This is a genomic window from Nostoc sp. (genome assembly GCF_036917635.1).
Classification (GTDB): domain Bacteria; phylum Cyanobacteriota; class Cyanobacteriia; order Cyanobacteriales; family Nostocaceae; genus Nostoc.
This window is the reverse complement of the sequence record NZ_JBALCW010000019.1, coordinates 122,349-136,080: the sequence shown is the minus strand read 5'-3', so window position 1 is coordinate 136,080 and position 13,732 is coordinate 122,349. Positions and strand designations below refer to the sequence as shown.

At 43.3% G+C, this 13,732-nt stretch carries 16 protein-coding genes; 11 read left to right on the top strand and 5 right to left on the bottom strand.

Translation table 11 applies throughout. From position 1 onward, the window contains the following. Positions 1 to 4: 4 nt before the first annotated feature. On the bottom strand, positions 5 to 211 hold the full coding sequence (locus V7K32_RS05440) for a hypothetical protein (RefSeq protein ID WP_334991007.1): 207 nt from the start codon (positions 209 to 211) through the stop codon (positions 5 to 7). Next, on the bottom strand, positions 195 to 656 hold the full coding sequence (locus V7K32_RS05435) for a PIN domain-containing protein (RefSeq protein WP_334991004.1): 462 nt from the start codon (positions 654 to 656) through the stop codon (positions 195 to 197). The genes V7K32_RS05440 and V7K32_RS05435 overlap by 17 nt, the downstream gene beginning before the upstream one ends. A gap of 60 nt (positions 657 to 716) precedes the next feature. On the opposite strand from V7K32_RS05435, the gene leuB reads away from it, so the two are divergent. From leuB to accD, 5 genes are all read left to right on the top strand, one after another. Then, positions 717 to 1,805 carry a 3-isopropylmalate dehydrogenase gene (gene leuB, locus V7K32_RS05430; protein WP_334991002.1) on the top strand — a complete coding sequence of 363 codons (1,089 nt, stop codon included), beginning with the start codon at positions 717 to 719 and terminating at the stop codon, positions 1,803 to 1,805. A 90-nt stretch (positions 1,806 to 1,895) separates the two neighbouring features. Further along, a complete protein-coding gene (locus tag V7K32_RS05425) occupies positions 1,896 to 2,156 on the top strand; it encodes a hypothetical protein (RefSeq protein ID WP_334991000.1) in 261 nt (86 codons plus the stop codon). A 109-nt stretch (positions 2,157 to 2,265) separates the two neighbouring features. Further along, on the top strand, positions 2,266 to 3,111 hold the full coding sequence (locus V7K32_RS05420; protein WP_334990998.1) for a prepilin peptidase: 846 nt from the start codon (positions 2,266 to 2,268) through the stop codon (positions 3,109 to 3,111). Positions 3,112 to 3,523: 412 nt separating this feature from the next. Continuing rightward, complete coding sequence (locus V7K32_RS05415) at positions 3,524 to 3,952, top strand: hypothetical protein (RefSeq protein ID WP_334990997.1); 429 nt, start codon at positions 3,524 to 3,526, stop codon at positions 3,950 to 3,952. A gap of 131 nt (positions 3,953 to 4,083) precedes the next feature. Then, positions 4,084 to 5,034, top strand: a complete 951-nt coding sequence (gene accD / locus V7K32_RS05410) for an acetyl-CoA carboxylase, carboxyltransferase subunit beta (RefSeq protein WP_334990995.1) — start codon at positions 4,084 to 4,086, stop codon at positions 5,032 to 5,034. Here the strand turns inward: accD and V7K32_RS05405 are convergent. Further along, positions 4,972 to 5,259 carry a hypothetical protein gene (locus V7K32_RS05405; RefSeq protein WP_334990993.1) on the bottom strand — a complete coding sequence of 96 codons (288 nt, stop codon included), beginning with the start codon at positions 5,257 to 5,259 and terminating at the stop codon, positions 4,972 to 4,974. The genes accD and V7K32_RS05405 overlap by 63 nt on opposite strands. After that, positions 5,234 to 6,664: an MFS transporter gene (locus V7K32_RS05400; protein ID WP_334990991.1), complete on the bottom strand. Its 1,431-nt coding sequence runs from the start codon at positions 6,662 to 6,664 to the stop codon at positions 5,234 to 5,236. Before V7K32_RS05400 ends, V7K32_RS05405 begins: the two co-directional genes overlap by 26 nt. An 845-nt stretch (positions 6,665 to 7,509) precedes the next feature. Here V7K32_RS05400 and V7K32_RS05395 point away from each other — a divergent pair. From V7K32_RS05395 to petJ, 4 genes are all read left to right on the top strand, one after another. Further along, a complete protein-coding gene (locus tag V7K32_RS05395; protein WP_334990989.1) occupies positions 7,510 to 7,716 on the top strand; it encodes a hypothetical protein in 207 nt (68 codons plus the stop codon). Between the two features lie 141 nt (positions 7,717 to 7,857). Next, the gene (gene psbV, locus V7K32_RS05390) at positions 7,858 to 8,349 is read left to right on the top strand and encodes a photosystem II cytochrome c-550 (protein WP_334990987.1); all 492 of its coding nucleotides are present in this window, start codon (positions 7,858 to 7,860) and stop codon (positions 8,347 to 8,349) included. A gap of 357 nt (positions 8,350 to 8,706) precedes the next feature. Continuing rightward, positions 8,707 to 9,126 carry a plastocyanin gene (gene petE, locus V7K32_RS05385; RefSeq protein ID WP_334990985.1) on the top strand — a complete coding sequence of 140 codons (420 nt, stop codon included), beginning with the start codon at positions 8,707 to 8,709 and terminating at the stop codon, positions 9,124 to 9,126. Positions 9,127 to 9,380: 254 nt separating this feature from the next. Further along, positions 9,381 to 9,725: a cytochrome c6 PetJ gene (gene petJ / locus V7K32_RS05380; protein ID WP_334990983.1), complete on the top strand. Its 345-nt coding sequence runs from the start codon at positions 9,381 to 9,383 to the stop codon at positions 9,723 to 9,725. Between the two features lie 182 nt (positions 9,726 to 9,907). Here petJ and V7K32_RS05375 read toward each other — a convergent pair whose 3' ends face one another. Then, on the bottom strand, positions 9,908 to 11,518 hold the full coding sequence (locus tag V7K32_RS05375) for a hypothetical protein (RefSeq protein ID WP_334990981.1): 1,611 nt from the start codon (positions 11,516 to 11,518) through the stop codon (positions 9,908 to 9,910). Between the two features lie 602 nt (positions 11,519 to 12,120). Here V7K32_RS05375 and V7K32_RS05370 point away from each other — a divergent pair. Both V7K32_RS05370 and V7K32_RS05365 read left to right on the top strand, forming a co-directional pair. Next, the gene (locus V7K32_RS05370) at positions 12,121 to 12,816 is read left to right on the top strand and encodes an esterase/lipase family protein (protein WP_334990979.1); all 696 of its coding nucleotides are present in this window, start codon (positions 12,121 to 12,123) and stop codon (positions 12,814 to 12,816) included. Between the two features lie 192 nt (positions 12,817 to 13,008). Next, entirely contained in the window at positions 13,009 to 13,668 is a 660-nt protein-coding gene (locus tag V7K32_RS05365) for a cytochrome b N-terminal domain-containing protein (RefSeq protein ID WP_334990977.1), read from the top strand. The last annotated feature ends 64 nt before the right edge of the window (positions 13,669 to 13,732 follow it).

Sequence of the window (13,732 nt, the reverse complement as noted above, 5' to 3'; positions counted from 1 at the left end):
CCTGCTATTGTCGTCCCTCCTCAATACTGACGAAGATTTCCTCAAGAGTGATATCTCCTAATATTTGATCCCTATCTCGCGTGTAATCTCCACTACCCATCTCAAATTGCTGCATAAATCGCGCCATTCCAGCAGGGCCAAGAGCCTTAGTCAGGGCTTCTATTCCCAGTCGCCTAATCTCAGCCTGAGAAAGTTTAGTCACGTCTATCATCTGTCACCTCCATTACCCAATGAAGCGGGTTTTCTACTCTTACTTCTAACAAGTTCCTGCACCTTGCCGCCAAACGCAACATCCTATCGTCAGTAGTTAGCAGAATATCCGCATTCCCCACTTCTGCACAAGCGATATGCAAAGCATCATAATTCTTAAACCCTAATTCATTCAGTTCTCTTGCACGAGATTTAACCTGTTCAGTCAAACTTACTTTGATGATTACAGAAGCAGTCCAAAGCTTCATCTGTCGTTTTTTATCAGTGTCTGGAGTCCGTTTAAGTTCGTTATCAATGGCTTCACTTACAAGCATTTGCCATTCACCTGTTTGACAATTAGTCAAAATCAGCCGTACCGCCTCAGCTTCCAAACGAATTCTCTCTTGTGTCTGGTCATCGAAAGGGCGATTCAGACAACACACATCTAAATAAATTAAAAACTCCATCGGTACATTTTGCTAGGTATGATATTTGATCTACAAGCATTTACCCAGTAATAATCAGCTATGACACAGAACTATCGCATAACTCTACTTCCCGGCGATGGCATTGGCCCTGAAATTATGGCAGTGGCTGTAGATGTGCTGAAAGTAGTAGGAACGCAATTTGATCTAAAGTTTGAATTCCAAGAAGCCCTCATCGGTGGTGCAGCAATTGACGCCACAGGGGAACCCTTACCATCCGTAACTCTAGATACCTGTCGCAACAGTGATGCTGTGTTACTCGCCGCCATTGGTGGTTATAAGTGGGATTCCCTACCATCGAATTTACGTCCAGAAGCAGGTTTATTAGGACTACGGGCTGGTTTGGGACTATTTGCCAATTTGCGCCCAGCGAAAATTTTGCCCCAGCTAATTGACGCCTCAACTTTGAAACGTGAAGTTGTAGAAGGTGTAGATATTATGGTGGTGCGTGAACTCACTGGCGGGATTTACTTCGGTAAACCCAAAGGGATTTTTGCGACAGAAACTGGTGAAAAACGCGGTGTAAATACAATGGTTTACACCGAATCGGAAATTGAACGCATTGGACGAGTGGCTTTTGAAGCGGCGAGAAAACGCGGTGGAAAACTTTGTTCGGTGGATAAAGCCAACGTATTAGAAGTATCTCAGTTGTGGCGCGATCGCATCACCCAACTTTCTCAGGAATATCCAGATATTCAACTCTCTCATTTATATGTAGATAATGCTGCTATGCAGTTGCTACGCGCTCCCAAGCAGTTTGACACTATAGTTACAGGCAATTTATTTGGTGATATTCTCTCTGATGCTGCTGCCATGCTCACGGGTAGTATTGGGATGTTACCCTCAGCTAGTTTAGGCGCTTCTGGCCCGGGTGTGTTTGAACCCGTCCACGGTTCCGCCCCAGATATTGCCGGACAGGATAAGGCCAATCCTCTGGCACAGGTTTTGAGTGCGGCGATGATGTTACGCTACGGTTTAGACCAGCCAAAAGCAGCAGATCACATAGAAGAAGCTGTATTGCAAGTTTTAGAGCAAGGCGATCGCACAGGGGATATAATTTCTCCAGGAAAAAACCTTTTAGGTTGCCGCGCTATGGGCGATGCACTAATTAGAGCAATTGAAGGAAAATAATTAAATAATACAAGTTGGGCAATTTGGCAACCTTTGCTATAAGTTTCGGGTAGACTAAAGGGAAATCTAGCAATCAAATAACAGTCGATAGTGTACGCATTACGACAAGGCCAAGTAAATTTTACCGCCCCAAAGAACCAATCGCCTTTGATTGATGCCGCCCTAATCAGAGCCGCCGGGCAGATATATTATACTCACTGTGAAGTACATCCCGAAATAGCTGGGCAACCTTCCGGTGTAGCAATTAATCGTGTGACTCATCGAGGTAAGGTTATTTTCACTAACCAACCAGTTCTTTTACCTCAAGAATGTTTTGTGCCGTTGAGTCAAATAGAATCGCACATGTATTAGTCATTGGTCATTGGTCATTAGTCATTAGTCATTAGTCATTAGTTCTCGACAAAGGACAAAAGATAAACGACAAATGACACAGGACAAATGACAAAGGACAAATGATTGTATGGACATTTTGTTCGCCATTTCGGCGAGTGTAATCGTCTTTGCTTTAGGTGCATCTATTGGCAGTTTTATTAACGTTATTGTTTATCGGTTACCTGCTGGGTTGTCAATTCTTTGGCCGCCCTCTCGCTGTCCCCAGTGCTTAAACCAGCTAAAAGCTTACGATAATGTACCAGTATTTGGTTGGATTTCGTTAAGAGGGCGGTGTCGATATTGCAAAAGCAAAATTGCTGTCCGTTATCCTGTGGTAGAAGGGGTAACGGGCATAATTTTTTTATTAGTTTTTTTAGTATTCCAAGTTTCGACTTTAACAATAGGCTATTGGGCTTTTTGTAGTTGGTTATTGGCGCTATCGCTTATCGACCTAGATACAATGACTTTACCCAATCCACTTACTAAGTCGGGTTTGGTAGTGGGGATTTTGTTTCAAATGGTGGTTGCTTTTTTACCAGAGGCTAGTTTCGTGGCATTGGTAAATCACCTGATGATGGCGATAGTCGGTGCAGTATTGGGATTATGGCTGTTTGATGCGATCGCCCTATTGGGTTCAATTGCCTTTGGTAAAGCTGCAATGGGTGCAGGTGATGCCAAGTTAGCAGCGATGATGGGAGCCTGGTTAGGCTGGAAATATTTGCTTTTGGCTAGTTTTATTGCTTGTGTGCTAGGCGCGTTAATTGGTAGCAGTGTAATTATGCGTAGAGGCACCGCGAATCAAAAGACATCACTACCAAGGTTAGGACAAAAGATGCCTTTTGGCCCTTTTCTGGCTTTAGGATCTGTAATTACGCTGTTTAGCGGCGAAGCCATTTTGTCTAGCTACCTGCGGTTATTTTTTCCAGCGTCTTGAACTGGAGTAGGGGCAGGGGACAGGGCGGATGAGGGGGATGAGGGGACAAGAGGTAAGAACTTGCAACAAATCTTTTTCGTTGTCCCATTTTCCTCTTCGCAATGCCCAATGTTCATTCATAAGAAATATTTATAATTCCTGACTGTAACCAACATTACCCCATCTACCCTTGATATTTTGATAATATTCAGCTTGTGACTTGTATTACTCTGGTGAACTACCCTGCCGTCTAGACGGATGTAGCTCTCCCAATTCATCGGGAATACCCAAGAAAACTCCGTAGTTCTATTGGTCTGACATCCCTCCAAGGGCAGAAGTCCTGGTTACCAAGACCCAAATCTTTTACCCGTAGCTCTGCCATTCGCGTAGCGTTCCGTAGGGAAGGGTTTTCTGGCAACATATACCTATAAGCTTGGTTTTCGCCTGTGGCATTGATGGTTATCGAGCGCAGTCGAGATATGGTCAAGACACTAACTATAATATCCGAGAAATCGGTATTCCTTATATATCCTGGATGCTATCGTCATCAGCCGCTCACAATCCCCACCTTATAAATACATTGTTCGCGTTAGCGTCTCGCAGAGAAGGTGGGAACTTCCGTAATCCGTTAACGACGATTAACCGTTGGCAAGCACAACTAGTTCAACAGATCCTGATTGCTCATAATCTAGCAATACAAATCATTGATTTGGGTAGGAGGGGGAAAGCATCTTATTTGGAGGTTGGTATTCTCATGGCTTTGTCAGTATGTCCATATAATTTAAGTCTGCTGAAAAAAGAGCAAGAGACTTGTATTGGCATAAGTATTTTCGTTAAGCTGGCAACCAAAGATGAAAATTAAAGTCCCAATTGCTTAAAAGAGTAGTTTGACGATGTAGCCATTAGTCATTAATAAAGACAAATGACAAAAGGCTAAGGACAACCCGATACGGCTTGACATGTTTTCGACCTCATACCCACTTAAAATAAAAAATGGCTAACAACGAAGAATCACGCGGTTTAAAGTCTCTATTTGATTGGTTTGCAAATCGACGGAAGTCAGGATCTACCAACCTCGAACGCCAAGAACGTGAAATTGCTGATGGGCTGTGGCACAAATGTTCTAAGTGCAGTGTGTTGGCATATACAAAAGACCTGAAAGCCAACCAGATGGTGTGTACTGAATGTGGTCATCACAATCGGGTAGACAGCGATGAGCGCATCCGTCAATTGATAGATAATAATACCTGGAAACCGCTAGACGAGCATTTGCGTCCAAGCGATCCCCTGGAATTTCGCGATCGCAAACCCTACAGCGATCGCTTGCGGGAAACCCAAGATAAAATTGGCTTAATAGACGCAGTTAGAACTGGTTTAGGTCAAATTAATAGTTTGCCCATTGCCCTTGGGGTTATGGACTTCCGCTTCATGGGTGGTAGCATGGGTTCGGTGGTGGGAGAAAGACTCACCCGGATGATTGAGCAAGCAACTCAACGGCGGTATCCTGTAGTTATCGTCTGCACCTCCGGGGGCGCGAGAATGCAAGAAGGAATGCTCTCCCTGATGCAAATGGCAAAAATCTCCGCAGCCCTACAGCGCCATAAAGATGCGCGATTATTATATATTCCTGTTTTAACCAATCCCACAACAGGCGGCGTTACCGCTAGCTTTGCGATGTTGGGCGATATCATTTTGGCAGAACCCAAGGCAACCATTGGTTTTGCCGGTCGGCGAGTGATTGAGCAAACCCTGCGGGAAAAACTACCCGATGATTTTCAGACTGCTGAAGATTTGCTTTTGCACGGTTTTGTTGATGATATCGTACCCCGTACCCAATTAAAGAACACCCTAACCCAGCTGATTGCCCTACACCAGCCTGTACTAACAACACCTCAAATGGTCTTGTGGGAAACAATGTCCTTGACTTCTAGCGCCGCAGAATAAAGCAGGGGGCAGGGGGCATTGGTTAATAATCAATAGTTCTTCTTCCCCTGCTCCCCCTGCCTCCCCTGCTCCCCCTGCCTCCCCTGTCTCCCCTGCTCCCCCTGCCTCCCCTGCTCCCCCTGCCTCCCCTGCCTCCCCTGCTCCCCCTGCTCCCCCTGCCTCCCCTGCCTCCCCTGCCTCCCCTGCCTCCCCTGCTCCCTCATGCTCTCTCCGGCTCTTTGACAAAAAATAGTGGGATAAGCGCTGTTAGTCGAAATAGACTAGAGAAGGCGAACAACCCCAGTAAACCTCCAAACTGAGCAAATTGGACGATGAAGCTGCCTATAGTTGTGCCTAAAGCACCACTCGCTCCAGCAACGGCAGCTGCTGTCGCAAAATAGATAGACTGATTTTTAGTTGGTGCGATCGCTAATTGTATATTGTTGTTACACAAGTCAATCGCCGCCCAAGTACCTCCAGTCAAGATGTGTAACAGCGGTAACCACAACCAGATGTCAAGGTGATTAGCACTAATCCCCAGCCAAAGCAGTGGTGTGGCTGCAACCAAAATCCCAATACAGATCAAAATCGGACGATTGCCTATCTTGTCTGCTAATTTGCCCCACAGGATGAGCATCAGCAAAGTCGCCCCCGCTTGAAGGCTGTTGTAGATAGTCACATAGCTCACGTCTAAATCGAGCGTGTCGAGCATATAGAGGTTAAAAAAAGGACTGCTGAGGTTAACAGCAAGCGCCCAGAAGCTGAAATACACCAGAAATCTCAAAAAGTTAGAGTTTTTCCAGATGCTGGAAGCTGGTGCAACAGGTGGGGTTGAATCCCTTTCTGTTATATCCCCATTGCTAAGAGCTAAGAGATCCCTTGCCTCTTGTTGAATCTCATTTGTTTGAGGTAATTTGCAATAATAAGTGTTTTGGGATCGCGGATTCATATCCACCTGGAAATATTGACATCCCAATCCCACAATCCCAAACACTATACCTACCAGCAGAACCACCCCATAGCCTTGGATACTTCCACCATCCCAATGTGATACAACTAGACCGGCTATTGGTACGCAAACCAAATTGGTGAGGCTAGCAGCACTATTGCGTATCCCAAAATACCTGCCTCGCAATTGCCGGGGAACTATCATTGCTACCCAACTTAGCCACGATGGCGCTCCTAGTCCTCCCAAAAGATTGCTGAATAGAACAATCAAGAGTGTCAATATCACTAGCTGGTGAGTATTAATCACTTCCCAAGTTACGCCGACAATACCGATAACTAGAACCAGCCATAGCAGCCGACCAATTCCGTGTGTCCGAAGAGAATATTGAAAGCGGCTGCTGCTACGTTCAGACAAGTAAGCACCCAACGGCTGAATAAGATTGACCAACATGGGGATAGAGCAGAGCATCCCAAATACCATTGGACTAGCACCCAATTCCACCAAAAAATTGCTAAGTAAAATCCCGCCAGTTCCAAGGGAGTAAACCGCCGCTAAGACAGAATCTGTAGTGGAGGCTTTTAAACTAGTACGAATCACATCTTTGGGAATTCGAGAGGTTGGAGAAAGTGCTGTGGATGGTGAGGCAATCTGGGGAATTTCCAGAGTCCGTGGCGCAGTTGTTTCAACCTGAACAAAATCCATAATGTATGTTTATGAGTAAAACATGCTGACATAAATCTGGTTGTCGAGGAACTCGGTATGCTTCCATTAGCATTCTTGATAAGTTTTTGTTATTTTAACTTGCAATTCTCAACCAAAATTTCAAATAAGTAAAATATCACTCCTTAATAACACAAGGTACAAGTAAGAAGAGAGACTGTTATTTGTCTGCGATAAAGAAAAGATTAGGGACTGACAAATAAAAAAATGTTCCAAAACTGACGTAAAAACTCTCTCTATTTCTTCTCTCTGCGTTCTCTGTGCGGCAATCGCTCATGGGGGAAACCCCCAAGACCGCGCTGCCTTGTCTCTGTGGTTCGTTTATTGGAATAATTTATTTCTTGGAAGTCCCTAACTTAATTTTTTGGGATTGGTCATGGCGATCGCAATCGTCATTATTTATTGGCGGTAGTTAACTAGGCTACACTGTGGCAGGTAGGTGAATATCCAGATGCGATCGCATTTTTGTTAGCAGCAGCGATCGTTGCCATCACTTTAATTCAAAGGCGACTTTTCAAAGGCGAACGGATTTGACTAAGGGATGATTGTCTATAGCATGGTTAATGCCACTTTCATCTTCATGATGCGGCAGTTTTTCGTTAATTTTCCTAAATGTAATTACTCAAGAGTTAAAAATTCTCCCCCTGCCCCCCTGCTCCCTCTGCCCCCCCTGCAACGCCAGCCTCCCCTGCCCCCCCTGCCCTCTTTCCCCCCTACCCTCTTTCCCCCTCCCCATTCCTAAACAGTATTTTGGGCAACAAATTGCACTCCTAACGTGATATTGGTATTACAGCGACTCAATCTCTATCTATCAGTTAATAAGCATTATGGGTTTTGCAGACCTATCAATCGCAGAGATAGCAGCCGACTACAGCATTCCTGTAGAAAAAGTGTTTTCTCTGTGCAACCAACTGGGAATTCCTTACAAACACCAAAAGACTCGTTTGGCGTTAGAAGATGCAAAGGCAATTATTTCCCAAATATCGTCTGAAATACACCCAAAAGGTACTAACGACTTGATGGGCGATCGCTAGGTCACCTGAAGGGTTATATCGGGCTTTGGCTAATCACTGATAGCTAATGATAAAAAACAATCAGTCATTAGCAATTAGCAGCTTGGAGATTGAGAATCGCTTTCTTAGCTGTGTCGAGCGTTAAAAATTTTAAGGGGAAACATGTTTAGAAGACTAATTGGCGTTGTTGTGGTTACTGTTTTACTCTCGTTTCAGTTGCTTGTCGGTAGCGCGACAGCAGTAGAACTGGACAAAGCTACCCTGACAGTGCCATTAAATGCTCAGGATGATACCGTCGTACTTAGCCTAAAACAAGTCAAAGAAGGCAAACGCTTATTTAATTACGCTTGCGCCCAATGCCATGCAGGGGGAGTTACCAAAACAAACCAGAACGTAGGACTCACTCCAGAAGACCTGGCACTGGCAACACCCAACCGTAACAACATTGAAGGCTTGGTGGATTACCTGAAAAATCCCACTACTTACGATGGGGAAGAAGAGATTTCCGAAATCCACCCCAGTATCAAAAGCGCAGATATTTTCACAGCAATGCGAAATCTGACTGATGATGACTTGGAGGCGATCGCTGGTCATATTCTCTTACAACCCAAAATCGTCGGCACTAAGTGGGGAGGCGGAAAAATCTATTACTAAATCCCGGAATTAGTACTGGGTCTTTGGGGCATAGGGCATAGGGTATTCCCCATTCCCCATTCCCCATTCCCTAGTTTTCACACCAGCACAAAATCTTCCTGGTTGATCCACAAAAAATTTTTCAAAAATCCAAATATTCCTAAAGAAAAAATAAAAATCCCTTATTTTCCCGTTTACCTTTATTCACAGGCTTTTTGGGCTATCGCAGTTTAGTATTTATGACTGATTGCACAGCTTTTTGCAATAAATTTTTCCCTATTCGTAAAAAAAAAATTGTATCTATGACAGATTGTCATATTTGGTGTTGATTTTATTTAAAATGAGAAAAGGAAAAAAATTATTTTTTAGGAGAGAGCCATGAAATTGATTTCGGCAAGCTGGCGACGCCTTAGTTTGGCTGTGTTGACAATCCTTTTAGTTGTTAGCAGCTTCGCTGTTTTTACTCCCAGTGCTTCGGCTGAAACCTACAAAGTGAAATTGGGTAGCGATAAAGGAATGCTGGCATTTGAACCGAAAAAGTTGACAATTAAACCAGGTGACACAATTGAATGGGTGAACAATAAAGTTCCTCCCCATAATGTTGTGTTTGATGCTGCCAAAAATCCAGGTAAGGACGCTACTTTAGCAAAATCTCTGTCTCATAAGAATTTGCTGATGAGTGCTGGTCAAAAGGAAGCAACCATCTTCCCCGCAGACGCACCTGCTGGTGACTACACCTTCTACTGTGAACCCCACCGTGGTGCTGGCATGGTTGGTACAATCACTGTCCAAGGCTAGAAAGATCCTCATTGACACAAGATGATTTTCTGGGCTTCCTTCTGGGAAATTAGCCCATAGCAACACATCACACTCCTAGAGTGACGCACACAATGAATAAATGGCGGTAACGAGTCCTATCCTCCCCTAAAACGCTAAGTAACCTGTGGTGATAGAGGGGTAAACTCGTTACCGCCAATTTTGATCAAACTTGACTTAATCAAGCATTAATCGCGTTTATACTCTTGCTGGAGGCTTGTTGCGAGGGAATTCTATTGAGAATACTTTTATTAATCCTACTGTGGGCGATCGCTCTATTCAAATTGACATTCATTAGTCCAGCACTAGCTGCCGAAATATCTAACGGTGCTAAAATTTTTGAGGCTAACTGCGCTTCTTGCCATATAGGTGGCGGTAACATCCTTATTAGCCAGAAAACTTTGAAAAAGGAAGCATTGTCAAAGTACTTAGAAAATTATGATAGCGACTCAATCGAGGCGATTATCCACCAAGTACAAAACGGTAAAAATGCCATGCCTGCCTTTAAAGTTAAGTTAAGTGCTGAGGAGATTCTGGAGGTAGCTGATTATGTTTTTCAGAATGCAGAACAAGGCTGGTAAAATAGCTATCCTGTTTATTTACTATGGGATGAGTATCTTGGTATACCAATAACTTTTCTTAATTAGAACCTTCTAACGAACTCACCCAAAAAACGCTAGATGACGAACTAGCGATCGCCAATTCGTCATCTACTAAAAACCATATTTTAAAATGTTTTTAATCCAAAATAACCATCTAGTAATTATTTTTCTGGATTAGACTTTTCTCTGTTTTCCTTCACTTGACGCAACATTTCTACTAATTTTCCATCCGATTCAGCAGAGGCTGTAGGCTGAGTCTTATTGATTCTCGGCGGTACTAAGGATTCGGAAGTAGTAGCCGATGAAGGCGTAAGCTGGTTCTTTCTGATTTGGAGTTCAGTAAATGGTTTAGAACTAACTGCTGGTGAGGGCGTAAGTTGATTGCTATTGACTCCCGTTGCAGATAATGGTTTAAGACTACCTGTCGGTAAGGACCTAGGCTGGTTATTTGTGATTGGTATTAATGGTTTAAGAATACCTGTCGATGAGGAAGCAGGCTGATTATTTTTGATTCGCAGTTCAGGAAATGGTTTGGGGGTAAACTGATTGTTATTGATTCCCGGTGCAGATAATTGAGTAGTCCCAGTGGTGTTGCTAATGTTGTTTTGGAAACTTAGATTAAATGGATAGGAACTGATCCGTTTATCTCCCTTGGGGGATTGCTTGTTGAAGTATTCCCTTGCTTCTGATTTCAATTCCGGGGAAAGTAACTTGTCTTGAAACTTGATATCTAAGACCTTACCATCCGGATCTATCACTAATACACCTAAAACAGCACCTTTAAGATTCGGCTTTTTGGTGGGTAATGTTTGGCGGATGACTGGTTTTTGTTCAGCATTGGGGTATTGTTGCTGGACTTCCTTTCTCAGGTTTGCGTAGGAGTCTAGCTGTGCTATAGCCAGTTGAGTTCCTTTGGCAGATAAATCGGGTGTCTGTAACGTGGTTCCCCTAATAAGGCTTAAGCTATCCCCACGCCTTGGAGCTTGTTTTAGAGAACTTATCAACGGGTTTTGAGCAATTCTAGACGCATCATTAACCGATTGCGTCATTTGTAAAGCCGTATTTCCCTGTGCTGTTGCAATGGGGCTAGTGTCAGATAAGTTTGGAGATTGGGCATTTTGCAGAAGATCATCAGGTATTTGCTGCGACTGCAATTGTGGCAATCTATTTACAGCTAATGGCTTTTGCAGAATATCATTAGGTGTTTTCTGGGATTGCAATTCTGGTAATCTATTTACAGCCAGCGGCACAGGTGCTTCGTATTTGGTGTCACTAACATTCACACGAGGAGCCGGTCGAGAGAATTTAGGACTGGTATTGTATTTAGAACTATCAAATTTAGAGGCGTCAAATCCCAAATTACCATTAGGAATCATCCGCAAAGACTGCTTTGTAGGCAAGGAGGAAACTCGATAGTTATTCGATGATGCCGGTAGGGGAGGCAGTACTAGCTGACTCGATGGCGCTGGTGCTACTGGGGGCAATAGAGTTTGGGCGCTAAAGTTTGGAGTAGAAAGTGGCACTATTGGAGGAAGTTGTTGTAAACCAACTTGCGGCGTGCTTTGCGGCAAACGACTTTGGTCGGCTTGGCTCAATTCCAAAAGTCCGACTGTTTTTGATGATGCTGTATCCTTGGGTTTGCTAGAATCCATAGGCATCAATGGCACAATCATAGCGATCGCACCGTGGATGCCAAGAGAAGCTATAGCTGCTATCCCAATTGGCTGGCTTAACAGTTCTGGTATATTTCTAAACAGGGAGACGTAAGACATAGCTGTTATCGTTCACTCGGCTCAGTTGCAGTTGACTAGCGATTTTCTCTTTTCGACTATATTGCAAGATATTGCAATATATGTATCCCACTCAGGAAATAATAACTTCCTATCCTGGCAATAAAAACGCCAAAATTGCCATTTATTCAAGTTTTTAATCGATCAATGACGCTGTATCATGTGTTCCAATTTGAGCTTGCTAAAGAAATAGTTTAAAAATTACTACTTTTTATTTCTTTTCTTATTGTTAAGACGCACACAATTAAAATTAATATCTCGGATATTTATCAAGTTTGAGTAGATAACAACATTTCTTGAAGTTGCCTTGTTTTTTATACTGTTTTCCAGTCAACTACGCTTCTGTAACAGATGGTACACTTATTTAGCCAAGACTAGTCCCCATGTGAAAATATTACCACATCACCAGTCCCTAAATCTGTTGCAAATTGTACAATTCTATTGAAATTCTAGCCCTAAACCCCACCAAAGGTATTTGGGTTTTTATAAAAAGAGTCAGTCATGCGGGGAGCAATTCTAACTTTTGACTTCCTCTTCGCCAAAAAACTTCAAACCTTCATCAATCATTCAATCCAAAATTTAAAATGCCGTTACCGACAGTTATTGTCCCTGGATATCTAGAAAGTGCGATCGCTTACCGCCAACTAGAACAATCCCTACAACAGTTAGATTTTCCCACCGTTACAGTACCACTAAGACGCCGTGACTGGCTACCCACTATTGGAGGAAGACCTGTAACGCCAATTCTGCAACAACTCGATTGTACAATCAAACAGACATTGCAGCAACATAATGCTACTCAAGTTAACTTGATTGCTCACTCAGCAGGAGGTTGGATATCACGCATTTACATGGGAGAAAAGCCTTATTTGGCAAGAGTTAACGTTAAAGCATCTCTCTGGAAAGGGCATCCCCTGATTGCTACTCTCATCACCTTGGGTACACCCCATATTAGCCAAGAACGCTGGACACGCTCCAATTTGGATTTTGTCACCAATAACTACCCAGGAGCTTTTTACAAAAACGTTCGTTACATTTGTGTGGCTGGCAAAACTATTTTTGGCCAAAGGCGGCGCGGTAGCTGGTTAGCTTATAGTAGTTACCAATTAACCTGTGGTAAAGGCAACACCTGGGGAGATGGAATCACACCCATTGAAGCTGCTCACTTAGAAGGGGCAGAAAATCTGGTGATTGAAGGTGTGAGGCATTCTCCGAGAAGTCCTGGGATTTGGTATGGTTCAGCAGAACCCTTAAAAGCTTGGGTGCAATATCTGATTTAAAAAACTATATTAGACATCTCCGAAAAAGAATGTAGAGACGCGAAATTTCGCGTCTCTACAAGGGTTTCATTTTGCAGATATTTAATTTCCGGAGATGTCTATTTTTATTTGGATAATGCAACATTTATTAAAATTTCTTAGCTAAAATTGTAATAGTAATAAATACCTAGTTAAGAACAGGAGGGGTGAGCTATGCAAAGCACCCAGTTTAATAGGATTTTGCGACGAGTAGCAACGATAATATCGGTCGTGATTGTGACTTTGTGCTTAATTTATATCTCTACCGGAGTAATGCTTTCTTTTTATTATGAACCGACAGCAGGCGGAGCTTATAACTCATTGAAGATGATTAATACACAACTACCATACGGCTGGTTGTTTTGGAGAGCGCATGATATTGCTGGTAACGCAGTAATTGCGATCGCTCTGATTCAAATAGTGGTGATGTTTTTAGGTCGGCAATTTCGCAAGAGTTGGCTGGCTGCTTGGATTAGTGGGATTTTGTTAACCTTAAGTGCGATCGGGCTAAATTGGACAGCGATGATCCTAGATTGGACTCAGGAAGGATACTGGCGTTTTAACATTGAACTAGGAACCATCGAAGCTATTCCTTTTATTGGTGGACAACTCCGCGAGATTCTAACTGGCGGTGGAGCCATTAACACAGTTACTATCCAACACCTTTATACAATCCACAGTTATCTGATTTCTGTGGCGACTCTAATTCTTGCTATAGTGCATTTATCTGCTTTACTGTGGCAAGAATGGGAAATATATCAAGAAACGCCAAGACCAGAAATTGATAATTCGCAACAACCGCCAGAAGGCGAATTTATCCCTTCCCAAAGCTAATAAAGGAGGCAGGAGGCAATTCTCCGTAAGCTCGAACTGCCCTTAGCAATAACTACTTTCCTCG

Bases quoted from the DNA above. Each gene is read 5' to 3' on its own strand.
- V7K32_RS05440 (WP_334991007.1), bottom strand. From the start codon at position 211: ATGATAGACGTGACTAAACTTTCTCAGGCTGAGATTAGGCGACTGGGA.
- V7K32_RS05435 (WP_334991004.1), bottom strand. From the start codon at position 656: ATGGAGTTTTTAATTTATTTAGATGTGTGTTGTCTGAATCGCCCTTTC.
- leuB (WP_334991002.1), top strand. From the start codon at position 717: ATGACACAGAACTATCGCATAACTCTACTTCCCGGCGATGGCATTGGC.
- V7K32_RS05420 (WP_334990998.1), top strand. From the start codon at position 2,266: ATGGACATTTTGTTCGCCATTTCGGCGAGTGTAATCGTCTTTGCTTTA.
- accD (WP_334990995.1), top strand. From the start codon at position 4,084: ATGGCTAACAACGAAGAATCACGCGGTTTAAAGTCTCTATTTGATTGG.
- V7K32_RS05400 (WP_334990991.1), bottom strand. From the start codon at position 6,664: ATGGATTTTGTTCAGGTTGAAACAACTGCGCCACGGACTCTGGAAATT.
- V7K32_RS05395 (WP_334990989.1), top strand. From the start codon at position 7,510: ATGGGTTTTGCAGACCTATCAATCGCAGAGATAGCAGCCGACTACAGC.
- psbV (WP_334990987.1), top strand. From the start codon at position 7,858: ATGTTTAGAAGACTAATTGGCGTTGTTGTGGTTACTGTTTTACTCTCG.
- petE (WP_334990985.1), top strand. From the start codon at position 8,707: ATGAAATTGATTTCGGCAAGCTGGCGACGCCTTAGTTTGGCTGTGTTG.
- V7K32_RS05375 (WP_334990981.1), bottom strand. From the start codon at position 11,518: ATGTCTTACGTCTCCCTGTTTAGAAATATACCAGAACTGTTAAGCCAG.
- V7K32_RS05370 (WP_334990979.1), top strand. From the start codon at position 12,121: ATGCCGTTACCGACAGTTATTGTCCCTGGATATCTAGAAAGTGCGATC.
- V7K32_RS05365 (WP_334990977.1), top strand. From the start codon at position 13,009: ATGCAAAGCACCCAGTTTAATAGGATTTTGCGACGAGTAGCAACGATA.